Source organism: Parapedobacter sp. (assembly GCF_035556095.1).
Lineage (GTDB): Bacteria > Bacteroidota > Bacteroidia > Sphingobacteriales > Sphingobacteriaceae > Parapedobacter.
This window is the reverse complement of record NZ_DATMFT010000021.1, coordinates 155,974-177,130: the sequence shown is the minus strand read 5'-3', so window position 1 is coordinate 177,130 and position 21,157 is coordinate 155,974. Positions and strand designations below refer to the sequence as shown.

Sequence of the window (21,157 nt, the reverse complement as noted above, 5' to 3'; positions counted from 1 at the left end):
TTTGCTCCAAAAGAGCGTGATACAAAACTCATTTCGATTCAATATTCGTAGTGTAATAATAGCACTTTTTACACAATGGTTTTCCACAATTGTTAACAATGTGGAAAAAATAGCGGTTGTTGAAAACTATCGCTTCCCAAGGTAGGATGCATCATCAATTTCGTTTCCATCTTTGATGATATCCCTGAACCACTTGAAAAGTCCTTTTTCCTTACTTCCGCTTTGGGCAATATCTTTAATGGATATGCGGTCCGACTTATCTTCTTTCATCTCTTCTTGTTCTTCTTCTGCCTGTATCCCCTTAATTAACAAGCCAATCCCAGTAGCGTACAACGGGCTTTTAAGTTCGTCATAACTATTCTTAGGGAGAATTTCATTTTTAGCCAGGTGTTCGTTGGGAAATCCAACACGGCAATCGATGCCCGTAATGTATTCAACCAGTTGGACAAGGTGTTTCAATTGCGCCCCACCACCAGTAATGACAATACCGCCGATCAGCTTATTTTCATAACCTGATGATTTAATCTCATAATAAACATGCTCGATAATTTCTTCCATTCGCGCCTGGATGATATAGGCAAGGTTCTTTACTGAAATCTCCTTCGCATCGCGGCCGCGCAGTCCGGGCACACTGATTACCTCGTTTTCTCTGTTTTCATCAGCAAGGGCCGATCCGAAACGGACTTTCAATAGTTCAGCCTGATTGCGCAAAACGGAACACCCTTGTTTAATATCCTCGGTTACGATATTGCCACCCAACGGGATTACCGCAGTATGCCGAATAATCCCCTCATGGAATATCGCGACGTCGGTAGTGCCACCACCGATATCAACCAGCACTACACCGGCATCCTTGTCGGCTTCGTCAAGTACAGCTTCGGAAGAAGCAAGCGGTTCAAGAATCAAGTCCTGCACCTCCAACGAGGCGTTATCTATGCACTTTTTGATATTTTTGACAGCGCTTACAAGTCCGGAAATGATATGGAAGTTCGCCTCCATGCGGCGCCCTGCCATGCCAATGGGGTCTTTTATACCCGGCTCATTGTCTATGGTAAACTCTTGAGGCAACACATGGATGATCTCTTCGCCCGGGGGGAGTACCAGTTTATACATATCTTCGATAAGCCGCTCAATGTCCAACCGGTTAATCTCGCCGTCGTCCTTGCGCGTAAGAATACCTCTGTGTTGAATACTTTTGATATGCTGGCCGGCAATACCTACATTGACTACCTTAATGTCTACGTTGGACTGCCCTGCCGCCTCTTCTACAGCTTGCTTAATGCTGTTCACGGTCTTTTGTATATTGGCAACCACGCCACGGCTTACGCCGGAGGATTCCGCTTTTCCCACACCGAGAATTTCAATTTTGTTCGTGCCACTCCGCCGGCCCACGGTGACGCATATCTTCGTCGTACCAATGTCAAGCCCCACAATGATTGGCGAGTCCTTTTCCGTTGTTACTTTTGCTTTCATAATTGTGTATTGTTGCTATTTATTGAACTATGTTGAGTTGAATCCGGTATAATCACGATATCGTCAGGGTTGAAATCTTCACTCCGTTCGCAGACGATCTGTCCGGCAAACTTAAGGTTTACCGACTTATAAGCATTGATGCCCGTTTTGGGAACGATCTTACGGTAAAACAACAGCAACTTGTCGAACTTTCTTTCCAACGAATCGGCATTGCCCAGAATAATCCGCTGGTCACCTACCCGGGGCACCAGCTCGATGTCATGGTACTCATTCACATAAAGCTGTACTACCTGGCTGCTCCATAGGCTATCGCTACTGATATATTGAGCCGTTTGGAAAACATCAGCTACCAAGCGACTTTTCGTACTATCGAGCGTACCATCGTACGGCTCCGAAATAAAACCATTCACTACTGGTACACGTGGCACGTACTTCAATGAAACAGGCATTTTATGGCCTTGCTGGTCGATATAAAAATCTGGCCCATCGCGATTGATGATCCGAACTACCGCTTCCCGTTGTTTAACGCGCACGGTCAGCAATCCATCCATATCCGTTGTCACAATCGCTGAAAACACGTAGGGAATTTGACGTAGGTCGTATTCGATTTGATGAACTGGAATACTTTCCAGCGTGCGGCCTTCCAACTCGCCAAATTTCTCAATCAATAGGGCGGCAATGTCTTTCTGTTCGATAAACGACTCGTTACCCAATAGGATAATCCGTACCGATGTACAAGCCTGCTCGCTACTTTTAGTGCTGATGAACCCCATCAGCATAATGGTTCCGGCGAACAATACCGCTCCCATTGCGCCGTACAACACGTTGCGCCAATTAAACCGATATGATGCAATACTATTCATGCTCCAATATGGCTTTCAATGGTTTCACCAACAAATCGACATTCCCTGCACCAACCGTTACAAGCAATTCGGGTCTTGTGTTGCGGACATAGTTTTTTATGTTGTCGTGATCCAAAATATGCTTATCGCTGATAGCGATTTTTTCAAGAAGCATCCGCGCGTCAACACCTTTTATGGGCATTTCCCGCGCCGGATAAATCTCCATCAATAACAACGTATCTACCATAGCAAGTGCTTCGGCAAAGCCCGCCACGAAATCACGTGTTCTGCTATATAAATGTGGCTGGAAGATCGCTGTCAACTTCCTCTTCGGATACAGTTGCTTTACCGCCGAGAAAAACGCTTTCAACTCTTCGGGGTGGTGGGCGTAATCGTCAATGAAGATGGTATCTACTGTTTTAACAATATACTCAAACCGGCGCTTTACCCCTGCAAATGACGACAGCGCATGGGTAATCTTAGTCATGGGAATTTTCAGCACTTGGGCAACAACGGTCGCCGCAACTGCGTTTTCCACATTATGGCGTCCAGGTATGCCAAGCCGTATGTCTGAAATTCGTCGCCCGTTATAGATGTAATCAAAATAAAAATCACCGCCTTTTACGCGAACATTGTCCGCGTAAGCTTCGGCAGCTTGCGTTGCCGAATAATAAGTATCGGCTTCGAACGGCAGGCCTGCACGAATAATACGTGTCCCATGTTCATGCAATTGCCCTAAGAACAACCTAAATGACTCATGAAGCTGGCCTTTGTCACCATAGATATCCAAATGGTCGGCATCGGCCGAAGTTACCACTGCAATATCAGGATACAACGTGAGGAAAGATCGGTCAAATTCATCAGCTTCCACGACCATGACATCATTGTCGGAAAATAGCACATTGGTATTGTAATTTGTACTCAGTCCTCCTAGAAAAGCCGAGCATCCAAAACCGCTTTCCGTAAGAATATGCGCTATAAGCGCGGTGGTAGTGGTTTTACCGTGGGTGCCTGCCACCGCGATAGTAAACTTATTCTGGCTGATTAGTCCCAGTACTTGCGATCGTTTGAATAGCGCATGACCCAATTCTTGGAACCTGTTGAGGATACCCAATTCGCTGGGGACGGCCGGCGTATAAATGATTAAGGTGTGTTCATCGGGCGATTTGAACTCATCGTTGATCACATCAAAATCGTCGGTGTAATTTATGGCAATACCCTCTGACACCAACTGCCGTGTAAGCTCGGTTTCCGTTTTATCATATCCTCCCACCAGGCATCCCAAATGGCGGAAATAGCGTGCTAGGGCACTCATGCCAATGCCTCCGATTCCGATGAGATATACTTGCCTGATGTTGTTTATATTCATTCTGTTGCTTTTTTGTAATTTGCTTTTTTGCTTGTTGGCTGTAGTCTATTGTCTTTTATCTAGCGTCTCCAGCCAGCGCTAACACTTCCTTTGCTATCACGTCGTCAGCGTCCAAGACAGCCAATTCTTTCAAGTTTGAACACAACGCTTCGGACGCCTGTTGGTTGCTCAGCAATTCCAATGCGGTGCCTATCAGTTGCTGCGGTGCTTCTGCATCAGTCACCATCAGCGCCGCGTTCTTATTTACCAACGCCTGTGCATTCTTAGTCTGATGATCCTCAGCCACGTTTGGCGACGGTACCAATATCGTCGGCTTGGCAATTACACAGAGTTCGGCAATGGTTCCCGCTCCTGCTCTCGCGATGATGATATCCGCAGCTGCATAAGCAAAATCCATGCGATGCAGGAAAGCGGTTAATTTCAACGAGCTCTCGTATTTCGTGCCAATGGATTCGCGTAGCGAATCATAATAATATGCTCCACATTGCCAAATCACCTGTACGCCCGATGTAACCAAGCGGCCCAATCCTTCCCGCATACTGTCGTTCAACGTTCGTGCACCAAGGCTACCGCCAGTCAGTAGGATGGTTTTCTTTTCTGGCGAAAGTCCCAGCGACGCTATCGCTTCGGCACGTTTATGTTGTATAGTCACTGCATCGCGGCGAATCGGATTGCCAGTAAACAAAATCTTATCCTTCGGAAAAAACCTTTCCATACCTTCAAACGCTACACATACCTTGTCTGCTTTGTTTGCTAACCGTTTGTTGGTAATACCCGCATAGGAATTCTGCTCCTGGATTAGGCAAGGCACACCCATACGTGCGGCGGCGTACAATAGCGGTCCTGAAGCGTATCCCCCCACGCCCACCGCCACGTCTGGCTGGAAACGACGGACAATCTGCTGCGCTTTACGGATGCTATGGTACAATTTAAAAGGCAGCGCCAGGTTCTTCCAAAGCGACGTTCGATTGATTCCCTGAATATCGAGGCCGACGATTTCATATCCTGCGGCAGGTACTTTCTCCATCTCCATTTTCCCGTTGGCCCCCACAAACAATAGCACGGTATCAGGAGCCAAACGCTTCAATGCATTAGCAATGGCGATGGCCGGGAAGATATGTCCTCCGGTGCCCCCTCCGCTTATGATGATCCGTTTACCCATATCGCTGTCCTTGCTCCTTTGCTATTTGCTCATACTAGCCCATTGCCGGAATTTCCCCTACAACCACTTTTTTATTTTGTTCGTTTGACTGCCCTACTCCTTTCATCTCATCGATATTGCGGCTTACACTCAAGATAATGCCAAAAGCAAGGCTGGTAAACAATATCGATGTTCCCCCCATACTTACGAGCGGAAGTGGGACACCGGTTACTGGGCCCAAACCAACGGCTACAGCCATATTGCCCAGTGCCTGCAATGCGAGGCTGAATCCGAGCCCGGCCGCTAACAACGCGCCGAACGCCTTGGGGCTTAGGGTCACGATCCGTATACATCGGAACATCAGCGCCACATAAAGGCAAACCAATATCACGCCCCCTACCGCACCATATTCCTCAATGATGATAGCGAATATAAAATCAGAGTAAGGGTGGGGCAATACATTCCGCTGTGTGCTGTTACCAGGGCCTTTCCCGAACAATCCGCCGGATGCTATGGCAATCTTTGCGTGGTTTGCTTGGAAAGATTTATCCGAATCCGCTTGTTCGCCGCTCATGTAAGTCTCCACCCGCGACATGTACGTTTCCCGCCTTGGTCCCAATCCCACCACCAACACCAGCAATACGAAGACACCCAAGCAGACATACGCAATTTGCTTGATACTGATGCGGCCGATAATCAATAACAATACACTGACGCCAAATAACATCAACGCTGTGGAAAGGTTCGCGGGTGCTATTAGAACGAATATCACACAAACCGACCCCATAATGGGCAGAAATGCCTTTTTGACATCTTTAATATTTTCCTGCTTACGCGTCAACGTCCGTGCGAGGAATGTAATCAGTGCCAACTTCGCCAAATCGGACGTTTGGAACGTTTGGTTGATCACCGGTATAGTTACCCAGCGGTTGGCTTCATTTACTGTATTTCCAAACAATAACGTATAAAGCAATAGCGGAATAGTAATTGCCATCAGTATTTTGGATATACCGGCATACCAACGATAGTCTAGCAAGTGCGAAAAATACATCAATGCAAAACCACCGAATATAAGCAAGGTATGCTTAATAAGGTACACTTCCGTGCCCTTACCTTCTTTGTAAGCCAAGGTGCCAACCGAACTATACACTGCAAGCAATGACCATACCGACAGCACGATGATAATGATCCACAGCCATCGGTCTCCTTTCAATTTTGAAAATGCTTGTTCCATTTATTTTTCAATTTTATGATTTGAAAATTTGAAGATTTGATGATTCGGCTGCAAACCGCCACATCAACAAATCGCCACATCAGCACATTCGAAATCACAAATCCATCACCGCTACCTTAAATTGGTTGCCACGATCCTCGAAATTCCGAAACCAGTCAAAGCTCGCACACGCTGGCGATAGCAGCACCGTATCGCCTTTCTGGGCTAAATGCGAAGCGATTTCAACGGCATCGCGCATGCTCGAACTATTGACGATAATCTTTGCGTCATCTTCCAATGAATCGTATATCCGTGAATTATCTTTGCCGATACATACAATTGCCCGTACTTTGGTTTTCACCAAGTCGCGCAGCATCTCGTAATCGTTGCCCTTATCCACGCCGCCCATAATCAAGACCACTTGGGGTGCAAAACTTTCCAATGCGTACCAAACAGCATTAACATTGGTTGCCTTGGAATCATTGATGTAATTGACACCAGCAATACACGCCACAAACTCCAGCCGATGCGGGATGTTTTTGAACGACCCCATGCTCTCCTTCATTGAAGCGTTGCGTAGTTCCTGGGCCTTGGCCACCAGTCCGGAGGCCATATTGTTGTACACATTGTGTTTACCCTGAAGAGAAAGTTCGTTAATATCCATCGTAAATTTATCTTGGTTTGGTACGTTAATTACAAGTTCATTGTTATCATTCAAGTAAGCACCATGCGTTACCTGTGTATGAAGACTAAATGGCAACAGCTTTGCTGCGGTATAATGCTTCGCCAACGCCGCGACCGTAACCGGATCGTCAGCACAGTAAATAAAGAGGTCACCGGGTTGTTGATTTCTGACGATACGGAATTTCGACTCCACATAATTCTCCAACTTATATCCATACCTATCTAGATGATCAGGGGTAATATTGAGCAACACCGCCACGTCGGCGCGAAAATGGACCATGTCGTCCAACATAAAGCTACTTAGCTCTAGCACATAATAATCATATTGCTCGCGGGCTACCTGCAATGCGAAGCTGCGCCCAATGTTACCGGCAAGTCCGACATTGAGACCGCCCTGACTCAACATGTGCCAGGTTAACATGGTCGTGGTTGACTTCCCATTAGAGCCGGTGATGCCGATTAACTTCGCGTTGGTGTATTGTGCCGCAAATTCAATCTCGGCAATTACGGGTATCCGTTGTGCTTTCAATTTTTGCACAATGGGTACATGGGCGGGTATTCCGGGGCTCTTCACGGCAATAGCAGCATCCAATATGCGTGATTCCGTATGGACACCTTCTTCGAACGGTATACCTGCTTCGCGCAGCAACGCTTTGTAATGGTCTGCAATCCGTCCGCTGTCCGACACCCATACGTCAAACCCTTTTTGGCGGGCCAGTATGGCCGTACCCACACCGCTCTCACCGGCGCCGAGCACCGTAAGCTTTCCTTGTTGTGGATAATGATATGTGGGTATTGCTGCCATTTCGTTACCTAACTTTCAGCGTCACGATAGTGAGAATAGCGAGCAGGATGCTCAAAATCCAAAACCGTGTGACAATTTTGGCCTCGTGATATCCCTTTTTCTGGTAGTGATGATGAAGGGGCGACATCTTGAATATCCGGCGGCCCTCGCCATATTTCCGTTTTGTATATTTAAAATAAGATACCTGCATGATGACCGATAGATTTTCGACGAGGAACACGCCGCATAAAATCGGAATGAGCAACTCTTTCCTAATCAACACCGCAAATGCGGCGATGATCCCACCGATAGCGAGGCTGCCCGTATCGCCCATGAATACCTGGGCAGGATATGAATTGTACCAGAGAAATCCGGTACAAGCACCAACGAACGCTCCAGCAAAAATGACAAGCTCGCCCGAATTGGGAATGTACATGATGTTGAGGTAATCAGAAAAAATCACGTTGCCCGATACGTAAGCGAGGATGGCTAGCGTACCTCCTACGGTTGCGGAAGTTCCCGTCGCTAGCCCGTCGATCCCGTCTGTAATATTGGCACCATTGGACACGGCAGCCACAATGAAAACGACAACGACCAAAAAGAGGATGAATGTAAGGGTGGACTGATTACCACCAAATATGCCTAACACCTTGGCATAATCGAATTCGTTGTTTTTATAAAAAGGGATATTGGTCTTCGTCGATTTCACATCCTTCGTATAATACGTTTTCCCGGTATCGCTCTCGACACGCTTTTCCAGGGTTGCGCTCGATGTTGGGTTTGCCACCGTCTCACGCACCACAATATCGGGATGAAAATACATGGTACAGGCAATGATGACACCTAGCCCCACTTGGCCAACAATCTTAAAGCGACCGGCCAACCCCTCTTTATTTTTACGGAATACTTTGATGTAGTCATCCAAAAACCCGATTGTCCCCATCCATACGGTTGTGACCAGCATGAGGATAATGTAAATATTCTCCAGTTTAGCGAAAAGAAGCGTAGGTACCAAAATTCCCGCGATGATAATCAGTCCACCCATTGTTGGTGTACCCTGCTTTTCCTTTTCCCCTTCAAGACCCAGATCCCGGATGGTTTCTCCTACTTGTTTGGCGCGTAAAATACGGATCAACCGGCTCCCATAGCCGGTGGTTATAATCAATGACACGATAACCGCCATAGCCGTACGGAAGGAGATGTATTGCCACAATCCTGATCCTGGAACGTGGATATAGTCTTCTATCCAAGTAAATAAATAGTATAACATAGCGTTTTATCGTTCGTCCAGTGCTTTAACCAATATTTCGCGATCGTCGAAATCGTACCGCTGACCATTAATTTCTTGATACTTTTCATGCCCTTTACCAGCTACCAGTACAATATCGCCAGATTGCGCAAGGTGACATGCAGCCCGGATAGCTTCCCGCCTATCGGCTATGGAAAACGTACTTCGTTTCTTCTCTTGGGGCACACCCGCCTCCATATCCTTTATAATCTTCAGTGGATCTTCTGTGCGTGGGTTATCCGAAGATATAATCACTTTATCGCTATTCTCGGCGGCTACCGCAGCCATTTTAGGACGCTTTGCACGGTCCCTATCGCCCCCGCAGCCGAGTACCGTGATAATCTGCTGATTGCCTTTGCGAAGATCGCGGATCGTTTCCAGTACATTTCGAACCGCATCAGGAGTATGTGCGTAGTCAACTATACCAATGACCCCACCTTTTGAAATGACGGTATCAAAGCGACCTTCTGCGCCAGAGATATTACTCAAGGCGGTGAGCACTTTCATTGTTTCCTGTTCCAATAAGATAGCCGCACCATAAACCGCTGCAATATTGTAGGCATTGAATCCACCAACCAACTTCACCCATACTTCGTGTCCATCGAGCTGTAGTAACATGCCATCGAAATGGCTCTCGATAACCTTTGCTTTGAAGTCGGCCATGCGTTTTAGCCCATACGTTCTTTTATGTGCAAACGTATTTTGCAGCATCACGGCACCATTTTTATCATCGGCATTGGACAGCGCAAAAGCAAAACGGCCCAAATCGTCGAAAAAACGCTTCTTGGCTTTGATATACGCGTCAAACGTTTTGTGAAAGTCCAAATGATCGTGGGTAATATTGGAAAAAATACCGCCTGCGAAATTAAGTCCAGCTATCCGTTGCTGTACGATGGCATGTGAACTCACTTCCATAAAACAATAATCACATCCCGCTTCGACCATTTCCTGTAACAATCCGTTCAATGCGATCGGATCGGGTGTGGTGTGTGTTGCAGTCTCGATGCGGTCGCCCACGTGATTCTGAACAGTGGAAATCAGCCCCGCCTCGTACCCGAGCTGCCTGAAAAGCTTGTAGAGTAAGGTGGCGATTGTGGTCTTACCATTGGTCCCGGTAATTCCTACAAGCTTCAATTTAGTAGACGGATTGCCGAAAAAATTTGATGCCGTTACGCCCAATGCAAAGGCAGTGTCTTCAACCTGGATATAAGTTATCTCATCTTTGGTGGCTTTAGGTAGCTGTTCACAAAGCACTACAGAAGCGCCTAGTGCCAACGCATTATCCACGTAATGATGACCATCGACCTGCGTACCCGCAACCGCTACAAACATACTACCAGGAATAACTTTGCGCGAGTCAGAACAAAGGCCAGTTATCCCCACGTTGAGGTTACCCACTACGTGACGTACCGGAATGCCGTGAAGTATGTCTTTCAATGCCTTCATTTCAACTCAATCACAATTGGAGTTCCAACTTCAACCTTTTGTCCAGCGGCTAACGATTGGGTGACCACTTTTCCCTTCCCTTTTACGGCAGTACGATATCCCGAATTTTCGAGGGCATACATCGCATCGATGAGTCCCATCCCCTTGACATCTGGCACTATGCCTGCTTTTACCGTCTCATCCGAAAAAGGCACTCCTTTTACAGTATCTATATGGTGGATGGGCTCTGCCGATGCGTACGTGGCTTTGATGCCCAACGCATCATAAACGTGCAATGTGGCAGCTTTCGATCCCTTCAGCGAGGAAGGCAATTCGGTATTGCCAACAAAGCGCATACGATCGAAATCATTTTGCAAATCGAGATCATTGGCATATACCATATCGGCAAGCTCGCGAAATACGGGCCCTGCTATAGACGCACCGTAATATCCATTGCGAGGGTTTTGCACCACCACAATCATCGAGTACTTGGGGTTATCCGCCGGGAAATAACCGGCAAACGAAGACTGATATTTGCGGGTGCGGTAACCAGCCGCCCCATCTGCCATTTGCGCAGTTCCTGTTTTGCCAGCCATTGAAAGTTCCGGATTACGCAGCCGCTTGCCGGTACCCTCAATCATCACGCCCGCCAACATATCTTGCAATTTGGCAATGGTAGCACTTGATGCTATCTGTTCGTCGATGACCCGGGTGTCGAAGCGCTCGATCGTATTACCCAGCCGCCGAATCTCTTTGACAAAGAGGGGTGCCACCATCTTACCGTCATTCGCTACAGCATTGTACAGGCTCAACGTTTGCAATGGCGTCAATTTCAATTCGTAACCATAGGCCATTTGTACCAAAGACAGGCCGCTCCAGCTTCTACTATCAGGGGTCTTAATCAATGGGTTGCCTTCGCCCGGTATTTGCAGCCCTAAGGGTTCATTGAGGTGCAACTCATGCAACCGTTTAGTGAACGCAGCCGGATTATTTTTATAATACGTATTGATAATTTTGGTAATGGCTACGTTAGATGATACTTCGAATGCCTTTTTTACAGACAGCGTGCCGTAAGCATGGGTGTCTCGGATGGTGTGCCGATGTACCCTATAGGTGCCGTTGCCAGTCTCGACAACGGTACCCGTATCGATTTTCCCGTCTTCAAGTGCCACCAGGTAAGACGCCAGTTTAAATGTCGAACCTGGTTCAGCGCTTTGGGCGATTGCATAGTTGAACTTTTCGCGGTAAACACCCTCTTCAACCCGCGTAAAATTAGCGACAGCCCGTATTTCCCCGGTGGCAACTTCCATCAAAATAACACAGCCATTGTCGGCATTACTCACGATTAACTGTTTCTCAAGGGCACGTTGCGCCATATCTTGCATATTTACATCGATGGTAGAAATGATGTCAGCGCCATCAACCGGTGCCACTTCAATCTCCCGGTTCACCGGCATCCATACCCCCCCAGCTATGCGCCTTACCAGCCGTTTGCCGCTCTTACCATCGATATACTCTCCGTATGCCCCTTCTAAACCCACACGCACATCTTCCGCCGGAACTTTATAGCCAATGGTGCGCGCAGCAAGATTTGTAAATGGAAGGATACGCTTGTTCTTTCGTTCAGCAATAAGCCCACCTTTATATTTGCCCAAGTTGAAAATGGGGAACTGCTTAATTTCCTTTAGTTCCTGATGCCCCACATCACGCTTGAGCAGACAATACCTATTCCCTTCCTTCCGCGCTTGTTTGAGTAGTCGCGAATATTGTGCAGAAGATTTATCTTTAAAGAAAGCAGACAGCTCCGCTGCCAGTGAATCGACTTTAGCAAAGAAAACGTCATCGGATTGGACGCCAGGCGCCAGCAAGTCCATGCGGAGGTCGTATTCGGGAACCGACGTTGCCAACAAACTGCCGTCGTCCGAATAAATATTGCCACGCACGGCTTCCACATCGACATATCGGGTAGACAAGCTATCCGCCATTGCCCGCCATTCAGCGCCTTCTACATACTGAAGATGGAAAAGCTTCGCCAACACGGCAATGGCAAAAAGCACAATCAGCCCGAATGACAGATAGACTCTTAGCAATATGTCGGTTCTGATATTCATGTGTTATTATATTTAGCTAACTTTTGCTCAATGCGCGGCTCTTACAACCACTATTTTCTTGGGCGGCGCCTTTCGCTCTTTCAACCCCATGGTATCCACCCGTTTGGCAATCTCGGTTTGCGTGGTGAGCTTCATTAGGTCGGCCGAAAGCGACTTGTAATCCCAGTTCATCTCTTTCACCTCTTTACCCAAATGATCAATCTGCCGGACCGTCCGTTCGGCATAATGCCGGTTGGCGATATAAAGGATAGCCAATAATCCCACAAACGCAATGAACGGAATATAGCCTACAAATGCAGACGACGAAAACCGCTTCGTGGAAAATATAGATTGGAAAAAGTTGCGGGTAGCATCCGCCTTTTCTTCTACCGTTTCCTGCAACTCGGCTTGCTGTTCTTCACTCAGCGGCTGTCGTTTATATGCGTTCCTTGCCATATTTGCTTAAACTTTCTCTGCTATTCGGAGTTTAGCGCTGCGCGCCCTGCTATTAAGAGCCACCTCATCATCGCTCGCAACAATTGCTTTGCGACTGATCGATTTCAATGGCTTGATCTCATTACCATAAAAATCTTTCTCTACCGCTCCCCTAAATTTACCTTTGGCGATGAAATTCTTCACCAACCGGTCTTCAAGTGAGTGGTAAGACATCACCACCAGCCGCCCACCGGGATTCAGCACAGCAACGGTTTGCTGCAAAAACTCCTGCAGGGCATCCAACTCGCCATTCACCTCAATGCGCAATGCTTGAAACAACTGCGCATGGTATTTATACTCCTTACCACGAGGCACTATGTTTTTTACGGCTTCCTTCAGCGTCCCCACCGTATTGATGGGCTGCATAAGGCGTGCCGTGGCGATGGTTTTTGCCAACGTACGCGCATTGTGAAGCTCTCCATACATGCCGAAGATGCGATGCAGCTCAGCTTCAGAGTAGGTATTCAGCACTTGCTTTGCATCCAATGCACCGGCTCGATCCATACGCATGTCCAACTCGGCGTCGAAACGTGTGGAAAATCCACGTTGTGCGTCATCAAACTGATGTGACGACACCCCTAAATCTGCGAGAATCCCATCAACCGCCTTCACCCCGCAGAGCCGGAGGTTATTTTTCAGGAAGCGAAAGTTTTGATGTATGAACACGAATCGCTCATCATCTATCACGTTTCGCAACGCGTCTGGATCTTGATCAAAGGCATACAACCTTCCTTCCCCTCCCAAATACTTCATGATTTCCCCTGCATGCCCACCGCCTCCAAATGTGGCGTCTACATACGTGCCGTCGTGCTTAATTGCCAATGCCTCTATACATTCGTGCAGCATCACCGGTACATGGTATCCGCTATTCATCTTCTTCGCCCATTAATTCATCACCCATCACCTCCTCCGCTAATGCAGCGAAATCATCATCCTCTTCATCTTCCCACAATTTATGATATGCCGTTTTCGACCAAACCTCAATCTTGTTGAACTGGCAAGACAGCACAACCTCTGTTTCAATCTCACCATATTCAAGCAGCGACTTAGGCAACAAAACCCGCCCCGCCGAATCCAATGATAACTCAGTAGCGCCGCGGGTGAAATCACGGATAAACTTCCGGTTCCTAGCCTTATAGGTATTCAGCTTTGCCAACTTATCGGTAATCTTATCCCACTCGCCCCTCGAATAGATAACGAGATGCTTTTCAAAGCCACGATTGACGACAAGCCCAGAACGCTCAGCATCAGGCATTTGCCTTTTGAGCGCAGCTGGCAACACCATCCTTCCCTTGGTGTCTAGCTTACAATCAAATTCGCCTATCAAATGGCCCATAAATACACTTCTCGCAATAAATATGATGTAAAAGTAGGAATTTACTCCACTTTCCCCCACTTTTTCCCACAAAAAAGTTTTCCACACTCCCTATTCCCCACATTGACTTCTGATATTCGACGTTGGTACATTGTTATGCTATCCTGTCGCGCCCGCCACCGGATGTAGTAGAATGGCTACAAAATCAAAAAATCCAAAGGGTTTATTGCCTTACAGTTCCTATTATCGGCCATATTTGCATGGATTTGGGTGATAACTTCTTAATCGATTATGCGTTTGACCGTTATTTTCAGTTTATTTCTCGCTGTGTCTGCCACATTACAGTCATGCGAAGAACGCATGGAGCTAAACCCTACCCAGTGTAACTGCGATATCGATGGCATACAGCTATCCGAGCACAGCTTGGTCACCTATCAAGTTGCTGCGCATGACGAAGCATTCGTCTCATCGGTTACCTACCATACGAATGATGGCCCTGTAACTACCAACCACCCTTCCTTGCCGTTCAGCACAACCGTTCAATTGGCAAAAGGAGAAATCATTGCGCTGCAGGTTGAGGGTAATCCGGGCACGGGGGCTATTGTATTGACATACGACACCAACAGCGATCCGCATACGCCTAATGTATTGAGCAGTAGCGTATCGAGGGTATGGGTTTTACAAGACGGCACCTGTCGATAAAAAAAACCGCAATAAACACATACAATACGCTAATTATAAGTGATTTACAACGATGTAGACATATTACTACATCCCATATAAGCCAATCATACTACTTTTGTTCCATCATCACCGGTTCGTATTGAACTTGGAATGTAACTTCACCATAACAATGTCAGTCGGATGAAAAAGAAAAAAATACTTATCGTAGAAGATCAGCTTATCATTACCATGGATTTGGAGTACATGCTTCAAGAATTAGGCTACGATGTTTGCGGTATTTGCACGAATTACGATGATGCGATATCAGCCATTAAAACCGCAAAACCTGACCTTATTTTGGTTGACATTATTTTATATGGTGAAAAAACAGGGATTGATTTGGCCCATGAAATCAACGTCAGCCACCATACCCCGTTTATCTTCCTCACGTCGCATGCGGACCGTAGCACGATCGAGGCAGCGAAGTCAACCAATCCTGCCGGCTACATCGTGAAACCCTTTAACCGAAACGACGTTTATGCATCCATTGAAATTGCACTTAACCAGGTTGAAACAAAAGAAGAGAGCCAGAGCATTTTCTTGCCCGACGGAAAGCACAAGACCAAAATACCGATGGACGACATGATTTATGCGCATGCCGAGGGCAACTACACGACCTTTATCACCACAACTAAGAAAATCGTGTTGCGCAAATGTCTTAAGGAAGTCGCAGAAACTATCCTAAATAATAAGAAGTTTGTGAGGATCCACAAATCTTACCTAATTAATACAGATGCTATCCGGGCACGCAGTGCATCCAACATCTTGCTGAACAACGGTGACAACCTGCCGTTAGGCCGCGCATACGTTGGGAGCCTCTGCTAAGCCCAACCATTGGAAAAACTCCCCGAACAGCTGTCTGTTGTTCGGAAAAAACAGCTATTTTTGCGGTTCTAGATAAAAAAGAGCATGCATAGAACACATACTTGCGGAGAACTAACTATTTCGGACTTAGGTAAAACAGTCGTACTTAGTGGTTGGGTGCAGAAGTCGCGCGATTTGGGCGGGATGACATTCATAGATGTACGGGATCGTTATGGCGTGACGCAATTGGTGTTCGACCCGGCCGACGATGAGGCATTGCGTGCCGAAGCCCGTGCCCTCGGCCGTGAATACGTGATAAAAGTGACCGGCAGGGTTATCGAACGCGAAAGCAAGAACACGAGAATACCCACGGGTGAGATTGAAATCAAGGTAGCCAGACTCGATGTACTTAACGCCGCGAAACTTCCCCCTTTTACCATTGAAGACGATACGGACGGCGGTGATGATTTACGGATGAAATACCGTTACCTCGACCTTCGCCGCAACCCGGTACGAAATAACCTCATTTTACGGCATCGCCTTGCGCAGGAAACCCGCAACTACCTTGATCGCCATCATTTTCTGGAAGTGGAAACGCCGGTACTCATCAAGTCCACTCCGGAAGGAGCCCGGGATTTCGTGGTGCCGAGCCGGATGAATCCAGGTGAGTTCTATGCGCTACCACAATCGCCACAGACATTCAAACAATTGTTGATGGTATCGGGCTTTGACCGCTATTTCCAGCTGGTCAAATGCTTCCGCGACGAAGATTTACGGGCAGATCGCCAACCGGAGTTCACCCAGATCGATTGCGAGATGGCCTTTGTGGAACAAGAAGATATCCTCCAACTTTTCGAAGGTTTGATAAAGCACCTGTTCAAGCAACTAAAGAATATCGATTTGGGTGCCATCCCTCGCATGCCTTACGACGAAGCAATGCGTCTTTATGGTTCCGACAAACCGGATATCCGTTTTGGTATGCCATTCGTTGAACTCAACACACTTCTTCAGGGCGCCGGATTTTCGGTATTTGACCAGGCGGAACTTGTGGTAGGCATCAATGCCCGGGGTTGTGCATCCTATACGAGGAAACAACTTGATGCGCTCACAGACTTTGTGAAACGCCCGCAGGTCGGAGCCTCGGGATTGGTTTACTTGCGGTATAACGAGGATGGTACGCTCAAATCATCGGTCGATAAGTTCTACAATACCGAGCAACTGGCCTCGTGGGCAGCCGCATTTGACGCACAACCGGGTGATTTACTGCTCGTGATGGCAGGAAATACAGACCGGGCACGGAAACAATTGTGCGAACTTAGATTAGAAGTCGCTTCTCAACAGGGATTACGCAATAAAAACACCTACGCGCCGCTGTGGGTAACGGATTTCCCGCTGCTTGAATGGGACGAAGAATCGGGGCGGTACCATGCCATGCATCACCCCTTCACATCACCAAAAATAGCCGATATTCCGTTGTTGGAGACGCAGCCGGGCAGCGTTCGAGCTAATGCGTATGATTTGGTCATCAACGGCACCGAAATCGGTGGGGGTTCCATACGGATACACGACCGGGATTTGCAGTCGTTGATGTTCAGACATTTGGGGTTCAGCCCGGAGGAAGCTCAAAAGCAATTCGGCTTCCTTTTGGAAGCCTTTACGTATGGTGCTCCCCCACACGGTGGTATCGCTTTTGGATTTGACCGGCTGGCTGCCGTATTCGCGGGGCTTGACAGCATCCGCGACGTGATTGCCTTTCCGAAAAACAATGCTGGCCGGGATGTGATGATTGATTCGCCTTCGGCAATCGCCGATGCACAGCTATCTGAACTAGGCATTACGCTACGTTAGGCACCACAACACTTAAGCCTTTTTTACGTTATTATATAGTAACACCTTGCGTATGGCGTCTACACGAGAGACCGTATTCCTTAAAGAAAGTGCAACCAAGGCTTTCGAGCCTCGTCACCGCGAAATTATCAACTACAATATTGACAAGTACGACGACGCGGTGAAACGGGGGCTTCCGGTGTTCCATCACCTCGAAAACTCCAAACGGAAAGCGCATATCATCAAGTGGCGGGTAATGGAAAACCTGGATAAGCTGTTACCCGAATTCGAGGCCAATTTCCTCCGAAGGGGGGGTAAAGTTATCTGGGCCAACGATGCGGCAGAAGCCCGCGAGGAAATAGGTAAGATCTTGGAAGGTGCAGGTGCCAAAACAGTGGTAAAATCCAAATCGATGACGACGGAAGAAATCGAACTCAACGAATTTCTTGCCGAAAACAATATAAAGGCCATTGAAACGGATTTGGGTGAATATATTGTACAGTTGCTTGGACAAAAACCTTACCATATCGTAACGCCGGCCATGCATCTCAGCTTGCGGGATATCCAAGCGCTATTCCACCAGCATTTCGATACCCCTCCCGAGGCTACCGCCCAAGAGCTGACGCTGAAGGCCCGGGAACTACTTCGGGAACAATACACCACGGCAGATGTCGGCATAACCGGCGGCAATTTCCTGATAGCCGACAGCGGAAGTATCGCCATTACCGAAAATGAGGGCAACGCCCGGCTTTCTACCACTTTTCCAAAAATCCACATAGCCGTCGTAGGCATCGAGAAAATCATTCCATCGCTTAATGACCTGGATTTGTTTTGGCCATTACTTTCAACCCACGGTACAGGACAACGCCTCACGGTGTATAACAGCGTCATCAGTGGACCACGACAGGAAAATGAGACCGACGGTCCCGAAGAAATGTATGTGGTATTGCTAGACAATGGCCGTACCGAGCTGTTGGCCCAAAAAGATCAGCGCCAAGGATTGTATTGCATCCGCTGCGGTGCTTGCCTCAACGCATGCCCTATTTACAAAAATGTTGGCGGCCACACATACAACACCACCTATAGCGGCCCCATTGGATCGCTGATTACGCCACACCTTCGAGGCATGGCCGAATTCAAGCACCTGAGCTACGCCTCCAGCCTTTGCGGTAAGTGCTCTGAAGTATGTCCGGTTAAAATCGACATACACAAGATGCTGCTACTCAATCGGCGCGACGCAGTAGCTAGCCACCTCCCTACCAAAACGGAACGGTTTGCATGGAAAGGCTTTACCTATGCAATCACCAAGCGCAGGCTTGTCGACTTTTTCAGCGGCAGATTCAAAAACTTCTTGCTGCGGAATTTCTTCAAAAAAGCGTGGGGCAAACACCGTCAGCTTCCGCATATCGCTGAGAAGTCGTTCAGCCAGCAGTGGAAAGAACACAACAAGTGATTACTCCAATTCCGCCGATTTCGCCCAGATGTTGATCGACCCATCTTTCGCGTACTGATCGATTTCCGCCAGTTCCGCTTCAGAAAAACCAAGATTGTCGAGTGCGCCAACGCAATCCACGACCTGTTCAGGCCTACTGGCACCAATCAATGCTGAGGTTACACGACCTCTCCGCAGCACCCACGCAATGGCCATTTGGGCAAGTGTCTGTCCACGGCGTTGTGCTATCGCGTTCAGTCTATGAATACGTTCCACATTTTCCCCGCTCAGAAACCCAGAACGGAAAGAAGCTCTCTTTTTTGCACGGCTATCGGCTGGAATACCTCCCAGATATTTGTCGGTGAGCATCCCTTGAGCAAGCGGCGAAAACACGATAGAACCTACGCCCAGGTCGGTCAGCGTATCGAGTAAACCGTCTGTTTCCACCCAACGGTTGAGCATCGAATAGCTCGGCTGGTGGATAAGGCAGGGCGTACCGAGCTCCCGTAAAATCGCTTCAGCCTCTCGTGTACGTTTGGTATTGTATGAGGAAATACCAACATACAGAGCCCTACCGGAACGGACAATGTGATCCAGCGCCATCATGGTCTCTTCCAACGGTGTCTGCGGGTCGAACCGATGGGAATAGAAAATATCAACGTAGTCGAGGCCGAGCCGCTTGAGGCTCTGGTCGCAGCTCGATACTAAATACTTGCGACTTCCCCATTCGCCGTAAGGACCCGGCCACATATCGTATCCGGCCTTCGAAGAGATGATCAGTTCATCGCGATAGCCGGCAAAATCTTCTTTCAATATGCGCCCAAAGGCAGATTCCGCAGCTCCCGGGGGCGGGCCGTAATTATTAGCCAAGTCGAAGTGGGTGATACCCAGATCAAACGCCTGCCGGCATATCAATTGTTTGATACCGTGCGGTACGTCATCACCGAAGTTGTTCCATAACCCAAGGGATATGGCCGGAAGTTGCAGTCCGCTGCGACCACAACGGTTATAGGTCATTTTTTTATACCGTTCGGGATTGGGATTCCAATTCATCGTTTCTTCCTTTCAAGTTATATGTCATCAGTCCGGTATCAGCTTTTGCTCTCCGGCAGTTCGTATGTCAAATTGCGTACCTGGCTATCGGAGCAATCTCCTGTCCTACAAATTCGTGGGCAAGGAATTTATAATGGCCGGCAATGGCAATCATCGCCGCATTGTCGGTACAATATTCAAAGCGTGGAATGAACACCTGCCATCCCTCCTGCTCGCCCATTGCCATCAACCCGTTCCGTAAACCCGAATTCGCTGAAACGCCCCCCGCGATCGCTACATGAAACACGCCTGTGTCACGGGCTGCCCTTCGTAATTTATTGAGCAAGATGGAGACAATACGTGATTGTACCGATGCGCATACATCATTGAGGTGCACATTTAGGAAATCAGCTTGCTTACCTTGCCTTTGTTGCACGAAATAAAGGATAGCGGTTTTTAGTCCACTGAAACTAAAATTAAGTCCAGGCACCTGCGGCTCGGGGAACGTAAATGCCCGAGGGTTGCCATGCTGGGCATGGCGATCGATTAACGGCCCGCCCGGATAAGGGAGCCCGAGGATTTTCGCAGTCTTGTCGAATGCTTCGCCTGCCGCATCGTCGAGCGTTTGGCCGAGCAGCTCCATTTCAAAGTGACTTTTCACCAACACCAGTTGCGTGTGCCCCCCCGAAACCGTGAGACACAAAAAGGGGAATTCGGGAACCGGTTCTTCGATAAAATGGGCAAGAATATGTGCTTGCATGTGATTTACCTCGATAAGCGGGATAGCCCGGGCAAGCGCAAACGCCTTAGCGAAGGATGTTCCAACCAATAACGACCCCAACAGTCCAGGCCCGCGTGTAAACGCTACCGCATCTATGTCATTTTTATGTACTTTTGCATCGCGGATAGCTTGGTCAACAGCGGGAATAATATGCTGTTGGTGCGCGCGCGAAGCCAGTTCGGGCACTACGCCGCCGAATTTTTCATGGATGGTCTGATTAGCGATGACGTTCGAACGAACTGTACCGTTAACGCTGATAGCAGCAGACGTTTCGTCACAGGAAGATTCAATGCCAAGAATGACAGGCATAGCAGTTAACGTTTTGCATTTTATGAGAGCAAACTTAGCTAAAGTTGCTTCGAAATACAAACCAAAATTGCGTTGGATAAAAAGTTGAGCGAGTACTTTTAATAAAGAAAATATCAAAAAAACACTAAAA

18 protein-coding genes are annotated in these 21,157 nt (G+C 47.9%); 4 read left to right on the top strand and 14 right to left on the bottom strand.

Going from position 1 to position 21,157, the window contains the following annotated elements; all coding sequences use genetic code 11:
• Nucleotides 1–126 precede the first annotated feature (126 nt).
• The 12 genes from ftsA to mraZ all read right to left on the bottom strand — a co-directional run bounded on the left by ftsA (nt 127) and on the right by mraZ (nt 14,140).
• Nucleotides 127–1,473 (bottom strand): cell division protein FtsA, encoded by a 1,347-nt coding sequence (gene ftsA, locus VNQ80_RS11280; protein WP_325638573.1) that lies wholly within the window; start codon nt 1,471–1,473, stop codon nt 127–129.
• A complete protein-coding gene (locus VNQ80_RS11275; protein ID WP_325638571.1) occupies nt 1,470–2,336 on the bottom strand; it encodes a cell division protein FtsQ in 867 nt (288 codons plus the stop codon). The genes ftsA and VNQ80_RS11275 overlap by 4 nt, the downstream gene beginning before the upstream one ends.
• Nucleotides 2,329–3,684 carry a UDP-N-acetylmuramate--L-alanine ligase gene (gene murC / locus VNQ80_RS11270; RefSeq protein ID WP_325638569.1) on the bottom strand — a complete coding sequence of 452 codons (1,356 nt, stop codon included), beginning with the start codon at nt 3,682–3,684 and terminating at the stop codon, nt 2,329–2,331. The genes VNQ80_RS11275 and murC overlap by 8 nt, the downstream gene beginning before the upstream one ends.
• Before the next feature lie 55 nt (nt 3,685–3,739).
• Complete coding sequence (gene murG / locus VNQ80_RS11265; protein WP_325638567.1) at nt 3,740–4,846, bottom strand: undecaprenyldiphospho-muramoylpentapeptide beta-N-acetylglucosaminyltransferase; 1,107 nt, start codon at nt 4,844–4,846, stop codon at nt 3,740–3,742.
• A gap of 34 nt (nt 4,847–4,880) precedes the next feature.
• Entirely contained in the window at nt 4,881–6,059 is a 1,179-nt protein-coding gene (locus VNQ80_RS11260) for an FtsW/RodA/SpoVE family cell cycle protein (RefSeq protein WP_325638565.1), read from the bottom strand.
• Between the two features lie 94 nt (nt 6,060–6,153).
• The gene (gene murD, locus VNQ80_RS11255; protein WP_325638563.1) at nt 6,154–7,527 is read right to left on the bottom strand and encodes a UDP-N-acetylmuramoyl-L-alanine--D-glutamate ligase; all 1,374 of its coding nucleotides are present in this window, start codon (nt 7,525–7,527) and stop codon (nt 6,154–6,156) included.
• Nucleotides 7,528–7,531: 4 nt separating this feature from the next.
• Nucleotides 7,532–8,776 carry a phospho-N-acetylmuramoyl-pentapeptide-transferase gene (gene mraY, locus VNQ80_RS11250; protein WP_325638561.1) on the bottom strand — a complete coding sequence of 415 codons (1,245 nt, stop codon included), beginning with the start codon at nt 8,774–8,776 and terminating at the stop codon, nt 7,532–7,534.
• Between the two features lie 6 nt (nt 8,777–8,782).
• The gene (locus VNQ80_RS11245) at nt 8,783–10,240 is read right to left on the bottom strand and encodes a UDP-N-acetylmuramoyl-L-alanyl-D-glutamate--2,6-diaminopimelate ligase (RefSeq protein WP_325638559.1); all 1,458 of its coding nucleotides are present in this window, start codon (nt 10,238–10,240) and stop codon (nt 8,783–8,785) included.
• The gene (locus VNQ80_RS11240; protein WP_325638557.1) at nt 10,237–12,330 is read right to left on the bottom strand and encodes a penicillin-binding protein; all 2,094 of its coding nucleotides are present in this window, start codon (nt 12,328–12,330) and stop codon (nt 10,237–10,239) included. The genes VNQ80_RS11245 and VNQ80_RS11240 overlap by 4 nt, the downstream gene beginning before the upstream one ends.
• Before the next feature lie 27 nt (nt 12,331–12,357).
• Complete coding sequence (locus VNQ80_RS11235) at nt 12,358–12,765, bottom strand: FtsL-like putative cell division protein (RefSeq protein ID WP_325638555.1); 408 nt, start codon at nt 12,763–12,765, stop codon at nt 12,358–12,360.
• Between the two features lie 6 nt (nt 12,766–12,771).
• The gene (gene rsmH, locus VNQ80_RS11230; RefSeq protein ID WP_325638553.1) at nt 12,772–13,677 is read right to left on the bottom strand and encodes a 16S rRNA (cytosine(1402)-N(4))-methyltransferase RsmH; all 906 of its coding nucleotides are present in this window, start codon (nt 13,675–13,677) and stop codon (nt 12,772–12,774) included.
• On the bottom strand, nt 13,670–14,140 hold the full coding sequence (gene mraZ / locus VNQ80_RS11225) for a division/cell wall cluster transcriptional repressor MraZ (protein ID WP_325638551.1): 471 nt from the start codon (nt 14,138–14,140) through the stop codon (nt 13,670–13,672). The genes rsmH and mraZ overlap by 8 nt, the downstream gene beginning before the upstream one ends.
• A gap of 270 nt (nt 14,141–14,410) precedes the next feature.
• Here mraZ and VNQ80_RS11220 point away from each other — a divergent pair, with 270 nt between their 5' ends.
• From VNQ80_RS11220 to VNQ80_RS11205, 4 genes are all read left to right on the top strand, one after another.
• Nucleotides 14,411–14,821 (top strand): hypothetical protein, encoded by a 411-nt coding sequence (locus VNQ80_RS11220; RefSeq protein ID WP_325638549.1) that lies wholly within the window; start codon nt 14,411–14,413, stop codon nt 14,819–14,821.
• A gap of 162 nt (nt 14,822–14,983) precedes the next feature.
• Nucleotides 14,984–15,667 carry a response regulator gene (locus VNQ80_RS11215; protein ID WP_325638547.1) on the top strand — a complete coding sequence of 228 codons (684 nt, stop codon included), beginning with the start codon at nt 14,984–14,986 and terminating at the stop codon, nt 15,665–15,667.
• A gap of 84 nt (nt 15,668–15,751) precedes the next feature.
• Entirely contained in the window at nt 15,752–17,494 is a 1,743-nt protein-coding gene (aspS, locus tag VNQ80_RS11210; RefSeq protein ID WP_325638545.1) for an aspartate--tRNA ligase, read from the top strand.
• 52 nt (nt 17,495–17,546) lie between these two features.
• Nucleotides 17,547–18,926: a lactate utilization protein B gene (locus VNQ80_RS11205; protein WP_325638543.1), complete on the top strand. Its 1,380-nt coding sequence runs from the start codon at nt 17,547–17,549 to the stop codon at nt 18,924–18,926.
• Here the strand turns inward: VNQ80_RS11205 and mgrA are convergent, their stop codons facing one another.
• Entirely contained in the window at nt 18,927–19,958 is a 1,032-nt protein-coding gene (gene mgrA, locus VNQ80_RS11200; RefSeq protein WP_325638542.1) for an L-glyceraldehyde 3-phosphate reductase, read from the bottom strand.
• A 67-nt stretch (nt 19,959–20,025) separates the two neighbouring features.
• The gene (tsaD, locus tag VNQ80_RS11195; RefSeq protein ID WP_325638540.1) at nt 20,026–21,027 is read right to left on the bottom strand and encodes a tRNA (adenosine(37)-N6)-threonylcarbamoyltransferase complex transferase subunit TsaD; all 1,002 of its coding nucleotides are present in this window, start codon (nt 21,025–21,027) and stop codon (nt 20,026–20,028) included.
• Nucleotides 21,028–21,157 lie beyond the last annotated feature (130 nt).

Bases quoted from the DNA above. Each gene is read 5' to 3' on its own strand.
- ftsA (WP_325638573.1), bottom strand. From the start codon at position 1,473: ATGAAAGCAAAAGTAACAACGGAAAAGGACTCGCCAATCATTGTGGGG.
- VNQ80_RS11275 (WP_325638571.1), bottom strand. From the start codon at position 2,336: ATGAATAGTATTGCATCATATCGGTTTAATTGGCGCAACGTGTTGTAC.
- murC (WP_325638569.1), bottom strand. From the start codon at position 3,684: ATGAATATAAACAACATCAGGCAAGTATATCTCATCGGAATCGGAGGC.
- murG (WP_325638567.1), bottom strand. From the start codon at position 4,846: ATGGGTAAACGGATCATCATAAGCGGAGGGGGCACCGGAGGACATATC.
- VNQ80_RS11260 (WP_325638565.1), bottom strand. From the start codon at position 6,059: ATGGAACAAGCATTTTCAAAATTGAAAGGAGACCGATGGCTGTGGATC.
- murD (WP_325638563.1), bottom strand. From the start codon at position 7,527: ATGGCAGCAATACCCACATATCATTATCCACAACAAGGAAAGCTTACG.
- mraY (WP_325638561.1), bottom strand. From the start codon at position 8,776: ATGTTATACTATTTATTTACTTGGATAGAAGACTATATCCACGTTCCA.
- VNQ80_RS11245 (WP_325638559.1), bottom strand. From the start codon at position 10,240: ATGAAGGCATTGAAAGACATACTTCACGGCATTCCGGTACGTCACGTA.
- VNQ80_RS11240 (WP_325638557.1), bottom strand. From the start codon at position 12,330: ATGAATATCAGAACCGACATATTGCTAAGAGTCTATCTGTCATTCGGG.
- VNQ80_RS11235 (WP_325638555.1), bottom strand. From the start codon at position 12,765: ATGGCAAGGAACGCATATAAACGACAGCCGCTGAGTGAAGAACAGCAA.
- rsmH (WP_325638553.1), bottom strand. From the start codon at position 13,677: ATGAATAGCGGATACCATGTACCGGTGATGCTGCACGAATGTATAGAG.
- mraZ (WP_325638551.1), bottom strand. From the start codon at position 14,140: ATGGGCCATTTGATAGGCGAATTTGATTGTAAGCTAGACACCAAGGGA.
- VNQ80_RS11220 (WP_325638549.1), top strand. From the start codon at position 14,411: ATGCGTTTGACCGTTATTTTCAGTTTATTTCTCGCTGTGTCTGCCACA.
- VNQ80_RS11215 (WP_325638547.1), top strand. From the start codon at position 14,984: ATGAAAAAGAAAAAAATACTTATCGTAGAAGATCAGCTTATCATTACC.
- aspS (WP_325638545.1), top strand. From the start codon at position 15,752: ATGCATAGAACACATACTTGCGGAGAACTAACTATTTCGGACTTAGGT.
- VNQ80_RS11205 (WP_325638543.1), top strand. From the start codon at position 17,547: ATGGCGTCTACACGAGAGACCGTATTCCTTAAAGAAAGTGCAACCAAG.
- mgrA (WP_325638542.1), bottom strand. From the start codon at position 19,958: ATGAATTGGAATCCCAATCCCGAACGGTATAAAAAAATGACCTATAAC.
- tsaD (WP_325638540.1), bottom strand. From the start codon at position 21,027: ATGCCTGTCATTCTTGGCATTGAATCTTCCTGTGACGAAACGTCTGCT.